Source organism: Bradyrhizobium sp. UFLA01-814, assembly GCF_046718885.1.
Lineage (GTDB): Bacteria > Pseudomonadota > Alphaproteobacteria > Rhizobiales > Xanthobacteraceae > Bradyrhizobium > Bradyrhizobium elkanii.
Genome location: NZ_JAQOSR010000015.1, coordinates 25,810 through 38,423, shown reverse-complemented (window position 1 = coordinate 38,423; position 12,614 = coordinate 25,810). Strand labels below are relative to the sequence as shown.

15 protein-coding genes are annotated in these 12,614 nt (G+C 65.1%); 7 read left to right on the top strand and 8 right to left on the bottom strand.

What is annotated here, in order from left to right; all coding sequences use genetic code 11:
• The first annotated feature begins 249 nt into the window (after nucleotides 1-249).
• The gene (locus tag PMN64_RS07285) at nucleotides 250-1,248 is read left to right on the top strand and encodes a VOC family protein (protein ID WP_411780216.1); all 999 of its coding nucleotides are present in this window, start codon (nucleotides 250-252) and stop codon (nucleotides 1,246-1,248) included.
• A 168-nt stretch (nucleotides 1,249-1,416) separates the two neighbouring features.
• On the opposite strand, the gene PMN64_RS07280 is transcribed toward PMN64_RS07285, so the two are convergent.
• From PMN64_RS07280 to petA, 3 genes are all read right to left on the bottom strand, one after another.
• The gene (locus tag PMN64_RS07280) at nucleotides 1,417-2,091 is read right to left on the bottom strand and encodes a dienelactone hydrolase family protein (RefSeq protein ID WP_026193257.1); all 675 of its coding nucleotides are present in this window, start codon (nucleotides 2,089-2,091) and stop codon (nucleotides 1,417-1,419) included.
• Nucleotides 2,092-2,274: 183 nt separating this feature from the next.
• A complete protein-coding gene (locus PMN64_RS07275) occupies nucleotides 2,275-4,347 on the bottom strand; it encodes a cytochrome c1 (protein ID WP_026193258.1) in 2,073 nt (690 codons plus the stop codon).
• A 72-nt stretch (nucleotides 4,348-4,419) separates the two neighbouring features.
• A complete protein-coding gene (gene petA, locus PMN64_RS07270) occupies nucleotides 4,420-4,950 on the bottom strand; it encodes a ubiquinol-cytochrome c reductase iron-sulfur subunit (protein ID WP_028338640.1) in 531 nt (176 codons plus the stop codon).
• A gap of 277 nt (nucleotides 4,951-5,227) precedes the next feature.
• Here petA and PMN64_RS07265 point away from each other — a divergent pair, with 277 nt between their 5' ends.
• The 6 genes from PMN64_RS07265 (at nucleotide 5,228) to PMN64_RS07240 (ending at nucleotide 8,751) form a co-directional block, all read left to right on the top strand.
• Nucleotides 5,228-5,698 carry a tRNA (cytidine(34)-2'-O)-methyltransferase gene (locus tag PMN64_RS07265; RefSeq protein ID WP_028338639.1) on the top strand — a complete coding sequence of 157 codons (471 nt, stop codon included), beginning with the start codon at nucleotides 5,228-5,230 and terminating at the stop codon, nucleotides 5,696-5,698.
• 10 nt (nucleotides 5,699-5,708) lie between these two features.
• Nucleotides 5,709-6,341, top strand: a complete 633-nt coding sequence (queE, locus tag PMN64_RS07260; RefSeq protein ID WP_411780215.1) for a 7-carboxy-7-deazaguanine synthase — start codon at nucleotides 5,709-5,711, stop codon at nucleotides 6,339-6,341.
• Nucleotides 6,342-6,368: 27 nt separating this feature from the next.
• The gene (locus PMN64_RS07255; protein WP_028338637.1) at nucleotides 6,369-6,734 is read left to right on the top strand and encodes a 6-pyruvoyl trahydropterin synthase family protein; all 366 of its coding nucleotides are present in this window, start codon (nucleotides 6,369-6,371) and stop codon (nucleotides 6,732-6,734) included.
• Nucleotides 6,735-6,736: 2 nt separating this feature from the next.
• Complete coding sequence (gene hemF / locus PMN64_RS07250) at nucleotides 6,737-7,633, top strand: oxygen-dependent coproporphyrinogen oxidase (protein ID WP_028338636.1); 897 nt, start codon at nucleotides 6,737-6,739, stop codon at nucleotides 7,631-7,633.
• The gene (locus PMN64_RS07245) at nucleotides 7,624-8,364 is read left to right on the top strand and encodes an HAD family hydrolase (protein WP_028338635.1); all 741 of its coding nucleotides are present in this window, start codon (nucleotides 7,624-7,626) and stop codon (nucleotides 8,362-8,364) included. The genes hemF and PMN64_RS07245 overlap by 10 nt, the downstream gene beginning before the upstream one ends.
• A gap of 114 nt (nucleotides 8,365-8,478) precedes the next feature.
• Nucleotides 8,479-8,751, top strand: a complete 273-nt coding sequence (locus PMN64_RS07240) for a DUF2158 domain-containing protein (RefSeq protein ID WP_304496903.1) — start codon at nucleotides 8,479-8,481, stop codon at nucleotides 8,749-8,751.
• Between the two features lie 56 nt (nucleotides 8,752-8,807).
• Here PMN64_RS07240 and PMN64_RS07235 read toward each other — a convergent pair whose 3' ends face one another.
• The 5 genes from PMN64_RS07235 to PMN64_RS07215 are packed head-to-tail and all read right to left on the bottom strand — an operon-like array spanning nucleotide 8,808 to nucleotide 12,391.
• Nucleotides 8,808-9,572 carry a TSUP family transporter gene (locus PMN64_RS07235; RefSeq protein ID WP_028338633.1) on the bottom strand — a complete coding sequence of 255 codons (765 nt, stop codon included), beginning with the start codon at nucleotides 9,570-9,572 and terminating at the stop codon, nucleotides 8,808-8,810.
• Nucleotides 9,569-10,825 (bottom strand): CCA tRNA nucleotidyltransferase, encoded by a 1,257-nt coding sequence (locus PMN64_RS07230; RefSeq protein ID WP_028338632.1) that lies wholly within the window; start codon nucleotides 10,823-10,825, stop codon nucleotides 9,569-9,571. The genes PMN64_RS07235 and PMN64_RS07230 overlap by 4 nt, the downstream gene beginning before the upstream one ends.
• Nucleotides 10,822-11,085: a DUF6111 family protein gene (locus PMN64_RS07225; RefSeq protein WP_028338631.1), complete on the bottom strand. Its 264-nt coding sequence runs from the start codon at nucleotides 11,083-11,085 to the stop codon at nucleotides 10,822-10,824. Before PMN64_RS07225 ends, PMN64_RS07230 begins: the two co-directional genes overlap by 4 nt.
• On the bottom strand, nucleotides 11,082-11,717 hold the full coding sequence (locus tag PMN64_RS07220) for a CoA pyrophosphatase (protein WP_371852161.1): 636 nt from the start codon (nucleotides 11,715-11,717) through the stop codon (nucleotides 11,082-11,084). Before PMN64_RS07220 ends, PMN64_RS07225 begins: the two co-directional genes overlap by 4 nt.
• A gap of 32 nt (nucleotides 11,718-11,749) precedes the next feature.
• Nucleotides 11,750-12,391, bottom strand: a complete 642-nt coding sequence (locus PMN64_RS07215) for a DUF1285 domain-containing protein (RefSeq protein ID WP_411780214.1) — start codon at nucleotides 12,389-12,391, stop codon at nucleotides 11,750-11,752.
• Between the last annotated feature and the right edge of the window lie 223 nt (nucleotides 12,392-12,614).

The window sequence follows — 12,614 nt, the reverse complement described above, 5'->3', positions numbered from 1 at the left end:
AAGAAAACGCACCGGCCACCTATGAGAAGGTGGGCCACCAACGACGGGATGGGCTGGCAACGGTGCTCATGCCCGTTACTCACCACCCGGCGCGGGCCGTGTCAAGAGATGGCCCGGCACCCCTGCCCCAAGGCGGGACGCCCCTCTGGGCGGCATTTTCGGGGTTTGAAGGGGCAAGAAACCGCGTAGCATTTGCCGAAATGGCGGCCGGCCGGCCGCCCAAAAAACAGACAGATGGCGGAGGCGCAGATGACGATTTTGGGTCTCGGATATGCCGGCTTCGGCTCCGACGCGCTCGACGACTGGCGGCAGTTCGGCACTGGCCTCGTCGGGCTGCAGGCGGTCGAGCGCGGCAACTCGTTGCTCGCGTTCCGGATGGACGACCGCAAGCAGCGCATCGTGATCGACCGCGCCCAGGGCGAAGGCACCCGGTTCTTCGGCTGGGAGGTGGCTGACCGTGCGGCCCTCGACGCGCTGGCGGCACGGCTGGAACGTGCCGGTGTCGCCGTGACCGCGGAGCCGCAGGCGCTCGCTGACGCAAGGCGGGTGCGCGGCCTGATCTCGTTTCGGGATCCCGCCGGCAATCGTCTCGAGGCGTTTCACGGCGCCGAGATCGACGACACGCCGTTCAGGCCTGGGCGCTCGATCTCCGGCTTCCGTACCGGGCCGCTCGGCCTCGGCCACGCCGTGCTGACGGTCGAGCACATCGCCCCCGTGATGAGCTTCTATGTCGACGTGCTCGGCTTCGGCTTAAGCGACTACATCGAGAAGCCGTTCCGCGCCTATTTCTTCCACGTCAACGCCCGCCACCACTCGCTGGCGCTGATCGAGACCGGCACGAACGGCATGCATCATCTGATGGTGGAGCTGTTCTCGCTCGACGATGTCGGCCAAGCCTATGACGTCGCCCAGCAGGAAGACCGGGTCAACGTCACGCTCGGCCGTCATACCAACGATCTGATGACGTCGTTCTACGCCAGGTCGCCGTCGGCCTTCATGGTCGAGTGCGGCTGGGGCGGCCGCGAGATCGACCCGGCGAACTGGACGCCGTTCGAGATGCATGACGGCCCGAGCCTGTGGGGCCACGAGCGGGTCTGGCTGTCGCCGGAGGACCGCGCCGTCGCGCGCGAGATGCGGATGCGCGCCGCCGCCGAGGGCAAACGCGCACCGGTGCAGGTGATGGAAGGCAATTTCAGGCTGATGTCGGGGACCTGCCCGTGGTGGGACGGGGTGAAGGCGGAGAGTTAGATCTCGCCGTCGTCCCTGCCTAGTGCGCAATTGCGCACGGGAGCAGGGACCCATAACCACAGGGCGTAGTTATTTTGGCGAGATGACTGCCCGAGTGCCTGTCACAACGGCCGCGGCGTATGGGTCCCTGCTTTCGCAGGGACGACACAACGTGTGCGCGTCGTACCTCTACCCCAGATGCTTCTTGAAGAAGTCCGTGGCGCGGCCCCAGGCGAGTTCGGCCGCCTCACGGTCGTGCACCGACTGGCGCTGCTCGTTGACGAAGGCGTGCTCGGCGTCGTAGCGGAACAGCTCGAGCGACTTGCCGGCGGCCTTCATCGCCTTCTCGAAATTGCTGACAAGCTCGGGCGTGCACCAATCGTCCTTGTTGGCGAAGTGCGCCTGCAGCGGAATCCTGACGTCGGCGGGCTTGGCGGCCTGCTCCGGCGGGATGCCGTAGAACACGACGCCCGCGGTCAATTCCGGCACATGCACCGAGCCGATGATGGTCACCGCGCCGCCGAGGCAGAAGCCGGTCAGGCCGACCTTGGCGCCGTTCTTGGCGAGATACTGCGCAGCGCCCCGCACCGTCTGCGTGGTGGCGTCCATGAAGTCGAGCGAGTTCATCTCTTTGCCCGCGGCATCGGTGTCGTGATACGGCACCACCTTGCCCTTGTAGAGATCTGGCGCCAGCGCATCGAAGCCGGCCACCGCGAAGCGGTCGCACAGGCCCTTGATCTGGTCCGACAGGCCCCACCATTCCTGGATCACGACGACGCCGGGTGCGTTGCCGCGCGCCGCATTGGCGAGATAGCCCGACGCTTCCTTGCCGTCCGGACGCTTGAAGCTGATGCTGGTACCCATGAGTTCCTCCGCAATGTTTGCCGGCTGATTGGCCGGCATCTTGTCCGCACTCGGCGGCCGACGCAATTGACGACACTGTCATTCCGGGTTCGATGCTACCGCGTCACCCCGGAATGACGGAGAGATTGCAAACAAAAAAGCCCCCGAAGGGGCTTTTTCAAACTCGCTATACCGTACCCGAGATCAGTGGGCGTTGGCCCAGACCTTGCGCTTGGTGAAGTACATCAGGAAGGCGAAGACGACCAGGAAGAAGAACACCTGCATGCCGATCCGCTTGCGCTCCTCCATGTGCGGCTCGGCGGCCCACATCAGGAACGTGGTGACGTCATGCGCGTACTGCTTGACCGTCGCCGGCGAACCGTCGTCGAAGGTCACCTGTCCGTCGGACAGCGGCTTCGGCATCTTGATGGCGTGGCCGGGGAAGTACTTGTTGTAGTAGGATCCCTCCGGGATCGTGACGCCTGCCGGAGCCTTGTCCTCGAAGCCCTGCAGGATGGCGTCGACGTAATCAGGTCCCTGCTCCTGGTACTGGGTGAAGAAGTCGATCGCGAACTGCGGGAAGCCGCGCTTGTAGGACCGCGCCTTGGTGATCAGCGAGAGGTCGGGCGGCGCCGCGCCGCCATTGGCCGCGCGCGCGGCCTGCTCGTTCGGGAACGGCGACGGGAAGTAATCCGCCGGACGGCCCGGACGCTCGAACATCTCGCCCTGGTCGTTCGGACCGTCCTTGATCTTGTACTCGGACGCGAACGCCGCCGCCTGCGCCGGCGAATAGCCGGGGCCGCCGGGATCGGCGAGGTTGCGGAACGCGACATAGGACAGGCCGTGACAGGCGGCACAGACTTCCTTGTAGACCTTCAAGCCGCGCTGCAGCGAGCCACGGTCATAGGTGCCGAAAGGACCGGAGAACGACCACTTCTGGGCCGGCGGCGCGTTGCCACCCTCCTCGGCCTTGGCGTTCTGGGTGCCGCCGACGAGCAGGCTGCCGGCCACCACCATCGCGAGCATCACAGAGGCCGCGGTCGCGGCCCTGCCCTTGCTCTTCGCCAGCACGTCGTCAGCGATCGAGTTCGGCACCGGACGCGGGGTCTCGATGCGGGCGAGCAGCGGCAGCACGATCAGGAAGTAGGCGAAGTAGCAGACCGTCAGGATGCGGCCGGCGATCACATAGATGCCTTCCGGCGGCTGCGAGCCGAGGTAGCCGAGCAGGATGCAGACCACCACGAAGATCCAGAAGAACTGCTTGGCCAGCGGGCGATACTTCGACGAACGGGTCCGTGCGCTGTCGAGCCAGGGCAGGAAGCACAGGATGATGATCGCCGAGAACATCGCCACGACGCCGGCGAGCTTGTTCGGGATCGAACGCAGGATCGCGTAGAACGGCAGGTAGTACCATTCAGGCACGATGTGCGCCGGCGTCACGCCCGGGTTCGCCGGGATGTAGTTGTCGGCGTCGCCGAGATAGTTCGGCATGTAGAAGATGAACCAGGCGAAGAAGATCAGGAAGCAGGATACGCCGAACATGTCCTTGATCGTCGCATACGGCGTGAACGCAACGGTGTCCTTCTCGGTCTTGGCCTCGACGCCGGCCGGGTTGTTCTGACCTGCGACGTGCAGCGCCCAGACGTGCAGCACGACCACGCCGGCGATCACGAACGGCAGCAGATAGTGCAGCGAGAAGAAGCGGTTCAGCGTCGGGTTGCCGACCGAATAGCCGCCCCACAGCAGGGTCACGATGCTCTCGCCGAAATAGGGCACGGCCGAGAACAGATTGGTGATGACGGTGGCGCCCCAGAAGCTCATCTGGCCCCACGGCAGCACGTAGCCCATGAAGCCCGTCGCCATCATCAGGAGGTAGATGATGACGCCGAGGATCCACAGCACCTCACGCGGCTCCTTGTACGACCCGTAATAGAGGCCGCGGAACATATGGATGTAGACGGCGAAGAAGAACATCGACGCGCCGCACGCATGCATGTTGCGCAGCAGCCAGCCGTAATTGACGTCGCGGACGATCAGCTCGACCGACTTGAAGGCGAGGTCGGCGTGCGGCGTGTAGTGCATCGCCAGGATCACGCCGGTCAGGATCTGCAGCGCCAGCATCATCGAAAGGATGGCGCCGAAGGTCCACCAGTAATTCAGGTTGCGCGGCGTCGGATAGGCCACGAACGAGGAGTGGATCAGGCCGAAGATCGGAAGGCGCCGTTCGATCCACTTCAAGGCGGGGTTGCTCGGTTGGAAATCAGATGGTCCGCTCATTGATGCGATCCTGAAGAAGAAAAACGACGCGATGGGTCCAAGTGGAAGCCGAAATCCCGGAGGGGCCGGGACTTAGCCGATCTGGATTTTGGTGTCGGAAAGGAAGGCGTAGGGCGGCACCGCCAGGTTGGCGGGCGCCGGCCCCTGGCGGATACGACCGGAGGAGTCGTACTGCGAGCCATGGCAGGGGCAGAAGAAGCCGTCGTAATTGCCTTCATGGGCGATCGGGATGCAGCCGAGATGGGTGCAGATGCCAATCACAACCAGCCACTGGTCGTGGCCGGCCTTGACGCGGGCCGAGTCGGGCTGCGGATCGGGCAGGCTCGAGAGCGCCACGCTCTGGGCCTCCTGGATCTGCTTCTTGGTGCGATGGCTGATGTAGATCGGCTTGCCGCGCCAGAAGACCTTGACGTCCTGGCCCTCGGCGATCGGCGTCAGATCGACCTCGATCGGCGCGCCGGCCGCGATCGTCGCGGCATCCGGGTTCATCTGGGCAACCAGCGGCCAGACGGTGGCGGCTGCGCCGACCGCGGCGGCAGCTCCGGTTGCAACAAAGAGAAAATCACGGCGTGTCGGATGGTCCGCCGAAGACGCTGTCGTCACGATTCCTAGCCCTTTCTTTTCTGCAGCCGGTGGAACCGCCCTGGAGACGCAGGACGCGCCCCAAGAAAGGCTGCCGGCGCCCGCGGCCCCCGCGGCGGCAGAAAACCGCTATTCCCCACCCCAAATGGCGGAACAGCAGTCCAGAATCGTTCTATTGGCACCCTTGCCGGACGAGCGCAAGCCCGCTATCGGCTCGCACACGTGCAATGCACGAAATCCGCGCCGAGCGATGTTTTATTGAGACAATTTCATCCGGATTTCACAGGCCGCCCGCACCATGCAGATCGCGCTGTTCCAGCCCGACATCCCCCAGAATACAGGGACGATTCTGCGCCTCTGCGCCTGCCTGGACGTGGCGGCCCATATCATCGAACCGGCGGGATTCGACACCTCGGATCGGAATTTCCGCCGGGCGGGTATGGACTATCTCGACCATGTGCGGTTGAAGCGTCACGACTCATGGTCGAAATTCGAGGAATGGCGGGCCGAGGCCGGATGCCGGCTGGTGCTGTTCACGACCAAGGCGGCGAAATCCTACCTTGATTTCGCGTATACGGCCTCCGATGTCCTGCTGTTCGGGCGCGAGACGGCAGGGGTGACCGCCGCGGTGGTGGCCGCAGCGGATGCGCGGCTGGTAATTCCGATCCGGCCGACCATGCGTTCGCTCAATGTGGCCGTCACGGCGGCCATGGCCGTCGGCGAGGCGCTGCGGCAGACCGGTTCAGGAATTGCCGGTTCGGCAACTTAAGGGATTTTTGGTGAGCTACGCGGTCAAGGAGATCTTTCTCACCCTGCAGGGCGAAGGCGCCCATGCGGGCCGGGCCTCCGTGTTCTGCCGCTTCGCCGGCTGCAACCTCTGGAGCGGCCGCGAGCAGGACCGCGCCGGCGCCGTCTGCAAATTCTGCGACACCGATTTCGTCGGCACCGACGGCACGCTGGGCGGCCGTTATGCGACCGCGGAAGAGCTTGCCGGCACCATTGCCGCGCAATGGACCGGAGGCGAGGCCGACCGCTACGTCGTCCTGACCGGCGGCGAGCCGCTGCTGCAGGTCGACGCGGCCCTGATCGAGGCCCTGCACGACCACGGCTTTGCGATCGCGATCGAGACCAACGGCACCATCGCCCCGCCCGACGGGCTCGACTGGATCTGCGTCAGTCCCAAGGCTGCAGCCGAGCTCGTGGTGCGCAAGGGGCACGAGCTCAAACTGGTCTATCCGCAGGTGGAGAACACTCCGGAGGATTTCGCGGGCCTCGCCTTCGAGCGCTTCTCGCTGCAGCCGATGGACGGCCCCGACGTGATCGAGAATACCGAGCGGGCGATCGCCTATTGCCTGAAGCACCCGCAATGGCGCCTTAGCGTGCAGACGCACAAGACGCTCGGGATTAGATGAACTAACAGAATCGGATTGTTGAACGAGATGTGGGAATTGACGAAAGCGTTTCGGTTCGAGGCTGCGCATGCGCTGTCCGGAACGACATTTGGCACCGCCAGCGAGGAGATTCACGGCCACTCCTTCCGCGCCGAAGTCACGGTGCGCGGCACGCCCGACCCGAAAACCGGCATGGTGATCGATCTCGGCCTGCTCGAACGCGCGATGGCCGAGGTGCAGAAGACGCTCGACCATAAGTTCCTGAACAAGATCGAGGCGATCGGCGTGCCGACGCTGGAGAATCTGTCGCGCTTCATCTGGGAGCGGCTGCAACACGCAGGCAAGCTGAGCCGCGTCAGCGTCCATCGCGACAGCTGCAACGAGAGCTGCACCTACTTCGGCCCGCAAGGTTAGTCATGCTGCCAACAGACCCCGCCATCATCGAGGACCGCAAGGCGCGTGCGCGCGGCTGGTTCGAGGCGCTGCGCAACGACATCTGCGCGGCCTTCGAGAAGCTCGAGGACGACGCCCCATCCAGGCTTTATCCCGGCGCCGCCGGCCGGTTCGCGCGGACCCCCTGGGACCGCACCGACCACACCGGCAAGCCGGGCGGCGGCGGCGTGATGTCGATCATGAAGGGCCGGCTGTTCGAAAAGGTCGGCGTGCACTGCTCGACCGTGCACGGCGAGTTCGCGCCCGAATTCCGCGCGCAGATTCCAGGTGCCGCCGACGATCCACGATTTTGGGCCTCGGGCATTTCGCTGATCGCGCATTTGCGCAATCCGAACGTGCCTGCCGTGCACATGAACACCCGCTTCGTCGTCACCACCAAGGCCTGGTTCGGCGGCGGCGCCGACCTGACGCCGGTGCTGAACCGCAGGCGCACCCAGGAGGACCCCGACACGGTCGCCTTCCACGCCGCGATGAAGGAGGCGTGCAACGGGCCGAACGGCGTCGCCGACTACGACAAGTACAAGAAATGGTGCGATGACTATTTCTACCTGCCGCACCGCAAGGAAGCCCGCGGCATCGGCGGCATCTTCTATGACTGGCACGACAGCGGCGACTGGGAGGCCGATCTCGCCTTCACCCAGGACGTCGGGCGCAGCTTCCTGAAAATCTATCCCGACCTGGTGCGGCGCAATTTCGAGGCCGCCTGGAGCGCGGAGGATCGCGACGAGCAGCTGGTCCGCCGCGGTCGCTATGTCGAGTTCAACCTGCTCTATGATCGCGGCACCATCTTCGGCCTGAAGACCGGCGGCAATGTGGATTCGATCCTGTCGTCGCTGCCGCCGGAGGTGAAATGGCCGTGATGAACCTGCCGCGCGCGATGCTGATCGACATGGACGACACCATCCTGTCGGCCTATGGACGCCCCGAGATCGCCTGGAACACGATCACCACGGAGTTCGCCGCGGAGCTGGCGCCCCTGCCCCCGGATCAGGTCGCGACGGCGCTGTTGGCCTATGCGCGGCAATTCTGGTCAACCGCCGAGCCGATCTGGCGGATCAAGCTCGGCGAGGCGCGACGGCTCACCGTGAAGGGCGGCTTCGCGGCGCTTGCGGCGGCCGGTCACCGCGCGCTGCCGGACGATCTCGCCGACCGCATCGCCGATCGCTTCACCGCCTATCGCGAGGAGGAGATGTTCGTCTTCCCCGGCGCGCATGAAGCGATCGATGCCTTGAAGGCGCTCGGCATCAAGCTCGCGCTGGTCACCAACGGCGCCGCCGACATGCAGCGCGCCAAGGTCGAGCGCTTCGCGCTCGGCCATCGCTTCGATCACATCCAGATCGAGGGCGAGCACGGCTTCGGCAAGCCGGAGGAGCGCGCCTACCTGCACGCGATGGAAGCACTCGGCGTCACCGCATCCGACACCTGGATGATCGGCGACAATCTCGAGTGGGAAGTCGTGGCGCCGCAGCGGCTTGGCATCTATGCGATCTGGATGGACGTGCACGGTGTCGGGCTGCCGCCGGGATCGACCATCAAGCCCGACCGCATCATCCGCTCGCTGAGCGAACTGGTTCCTGCCGCGCGCAAATAGCGCATCGCGGCCGTTTTCCACGTCAATTCCATTCAAGCTGCCGCCGGCCGTGATTTGACTGTCATCACCGGTCGCTAGCCTGCCGTCCGCGTCATCCAGCGCGGAGGGAAAATCATGGAACTGAAACCAGGCGATGTCGTCATGCTGAAGTCCGGCGGCCATCCGATCACGGTCGTCGAAATCGACGAGGACAAGGTCGCGTGTCTGTGGATGGGCACGGACGGCGACCTGTTTCGCGAAACCTTGCCGCTCGTCGCACTCGAATCGACCGAGCTCGATCCGGAGGACGATGAAGAGGAAGACGACGAAGACGAGGACGACGAGGAAGAAGACGACGAGGACGAAGACGACGACGGCGACCGCAAGAAGAAGCGCAAGGCGGCGTGAGATCCGTTGGCGCGATGCTGACTGGCAGGCGCCGGCAGCATCGCCTCCGCCTCCCGTCAGAGCGCGCGCAGCGCGCTTGCAATCATCACCACGCCGCCGGTGACCACGGCGGCATCGAGGATCGCGGTGTGGATATGCACCGGCATCCGCTCGACAAAGGCCTTGGCCAGGAACGCGCCGGGTATGGCGACCAGGCCGATCAGCAGCGCAAGCGCCAGCACCTGCGCGGTGATGACGCCGGTCAAGCCGAACACCGAAATCTTGACCGCGGCACTTGTCAGCGAAATCACCGCATCGGTCGCGACCACGGCGGCGCCTTCGAGCCCGGCCGCCATCAGCAGCGACAGCAGGATGACGCCCGAGCCCGCGGTGCCGCCGACCACGACGCCATAACCGACGGCACCGGCCGCAAGGCCCCGCTCACCGATCCTGACGCTGTGCTTGCGCAACAGCCGCCTGAGCGGCACGCTCAGGATCAGCATGCTCCCGATCACGAGCGAGGCGCCGGCACTGGTCAGCCTTGTATAGCCGTAGGCGCCGAGCGCCGTGGAGCATAGCGCCGCCGCGATCACGATGATTGCCTTGCGGCGGTCGGCAAACCTGACAAAGGCGACGAAGCGGCTCGAATTGGTGAAGATCGACGAGATCGCGATGATCGGCACGACCGGCTCGGCACCGACCATCGGCACCAGCACCAGCGGCATCAGGGCGCCGGTGCCATAGCCGGCAAGACCACCGATCACGGAAGCAAACAGCGCAACGGCTGCGACAAGCAGAATTTGAAGGAGCGAGATATCTGCGAAGCCGGAGAGGAAATTCAAAGCCGATGATCGCGGGTGAAACGGGAAACGGTCTGGTCGGCGATGCCAGACAACACCTGCGGATCCAGCGGGAAATCCGCGGCTAGCCAAGCATCCTCGGCCAAGGTCAGTACATGCCCCAGTGCCGGTCCCTCGGCAATGCCGCGCGCGACGAAATCCGACGCCCTCAAGGGAAAGTGAGGCGCGCGCCAGCGCTCTGGCAGCGTGGCGAGCGCGCGCCATTGATCGACATCCTGGCCCGCGCCGGTGCGCGCCCAAGCGAGCAGCAACCGGTCGCGATACGGCCCCTCGTCGAGCCGGTAGAGCCTGCGCTTGGCGTGCGCCTCGTCCATGCCGGGCAGGCGCCACCAGCGATGCCCCATCGAATCGAGCGCCTTGGCCTCGGCGTTGGAGAGCCGCAGCCGGCTGGCGATGCGCCGCGCGTCCTCGGTCACGGCGACCGTCAGCGCGGCCAGCCTTCGCATCGCGCTCGGCGCGAGCTTCATCAGTTGCTCGATCTCGATCATCGCCGCGAACGGGCCGGTATAGGCGACGCCGCCGAACAGCGGCTGCAGCAAGCCGCCGTCACTCATCGCGACCACTGCACTCGCGGCGCCGTTCGCGACCACGAGCTTGAGCATCTCCATGCGAATCCGCTCGGCCGAGAGGCCGGCCAATCCGGCGCGCCCGCTGACGCAGGCGAGATAACCGGCGCGATCGACCTCGCCCGCGCCATAGGCGGCATGGAAACGGAAGAAGCGCAGGATGCGCAGATAGTCCTCGGCAATCCGCTGCGCGGGATCGCCGATGAAGCGCACGCGCCTCGCTTCGATGTCGGCGAGGCCGCCGACGTGATCGTGCACGACGCCCGAGGCGTCGACCGACAGGCCGTTGATGGTGAAGTCGCGCCGCTCGGCGTCGCGCACCCAGTCGCGCCCGAACGCCACCCTGGCCTTGCGGCCATAGGTCTCGGTATCCTCGCGCAGCGTCGTCACCTCGAAGGGCTGGCTGTCGACGACCAGGGTCACCGTGCCGTGCTCGATGCCGGTCGGCACGCTCTTGATGCCCGCCCGCTTGGCGCGGCGGATCACCTCCTCCGGCAGCGCCGTGGTGGCGATGTCGATATCGGCGAGCGGAATCTGCATCAAGGCGTTGCGCACGGCCCCGCCGATCACCCGCGCTTCCTCGCCATCGGCATTGAGCAGGCCGAGCACGTGCGCCGCGGGCCCGGAAGCGAGCCATGGCGCGTCGGACAACAGGCGCACCTCGCTCATTTCTCAACTCCCGGCACCAGCTTGCCGTTCTCGATATGGGCGGGAACGTAGGTCGAGTTCGGCGGCGCGCCGGTCAATTCGGCCAGCAGCACGAAGCTCACGATCACCATGACCAGCGCCACCAGCGTCAGCTTCGCCAGCATGTCGAGCGGCCATGACGCCGGCAGCGTCACGCCGGACCGCGTCGCGATGAGGAAGATGGCATAGACCGCGAACGGGACCAGAAAGATTCCGATCTCGGTCAATACCGTGCGGATCATGACAGATAGATCCGCTCATACAACACCCGCAGGATGCCCGCGGTCGCGCCCCAGATGTAGCGCTCGGCGAACGGCATCGCGTAATAGGACCGGTCCATGCCGCGGAATTCCTTGGTGTGGATCTGATGATTCTCGGGATTCATCAGGAAGGCGAGCGGCACCTCGAACGCATCGACCACCTCCGCCTCGTTGATCGCAAGCGTGAATCCCGGCTTCACCTTGGCGACCGTCGGCAGGATGCGGAAGCCGAACGCGGTACCATAAAGGTCGAGATAGCCGACCGGGTCGATGAATTCCCGCTTCAGCCCGACTTCCTCGCAGGCCTCGCGCAGCGCGGCATCGAGCGGCGAGGCGTCGGTGGCGTCGATCTTGCCGCCGGGAAACGAGATCTGGCCGGCATGGCTCGACAGATTGGGCGAGCGCTGCGTCAACAGCACGGTCGGCTCGGGGTGATCGACCACCGGGATCAGCACCGCGGCCGGCCGCACCGGCTGCTCCTGCGCCACGATCTCGAGCATGCGGTCGTTGCCGGAGTCTCCGGTGCGCGGAATGATATGCGGATCGACCAGGCCCGGCGGCACATCGAAAGTGAGCCGCGTGCGGGCCCGCGCGAAGAATTCCGTCGAGCTGATCGTCGCCGGCTCCACCTTCAGCAACGGCTCGTTCAAAGTGCGTCCCTCACCTGACTGGCATCGGCCATCGCGAAGAACTCGCCGCCGGACTCGATACCGAACATCTCTTGACCATCGACCATCCGCTGCTCGCCCATGTCAACCAGATCGTAATAGAGCGCGCGGGTGACCTTGGCCCACAAATCGGCGCGGACATGCAGATAGGGCGTCAATCCGCCGTCCTCGGCCGCCTCGAATCTCAGGCCGCGGCCTTTCTCGCAATCGACCCAATCGTCGACATTGGTGCGGAACCTGAGCAGGCGGCCGCGCGCGTCTTCCCCGGTCTGCATTTCCACGGCAAGGAACGGCGCGTCGTCGACGCGGATGCCGACCTTCTCCACCGGAGTCACGAGAAAGTGCTTGCCGTCCTCGCGCTTCAGGATCGTGGAGAACAGCCGCACCAGCGCGGGGCGGCCGATCGGCGTTCCCATGTAGAACCAGGTGCCGTCAGGCGCGATTCGCATGTCGAGATCGCCGCAGAATGGCGGATTCCACAGGTGAACCGGCGGCAGGCCCTTGCGTCCGGCCGGACCGGATGTTGCAGCTTGATTGGCGGCCGTGGTGAGCCCTTCGAGACCCTTGCTCCCGAGGCCCGTAGTTTCCCTGCCGGAATCGCTCTGCCCTTGCTTCGCCATTGTTTGCCTTAAGGTTTCCTACCTTCAATCTGGCACGTTTGGTGCACATATCCTGAGATGTGGTCGGGATGTCATTCTCGCCACATCGTGATGCCGTTCATACCCTGAAACACCGATAAGGTGGGGATAGTTTAATTCAACGAATACATGGCCTTCGCTCAGGTTTAGCATGAGGGCCAAGATGACGACAGGTGATGACGACAGATGACGGCGCGCCAATGTG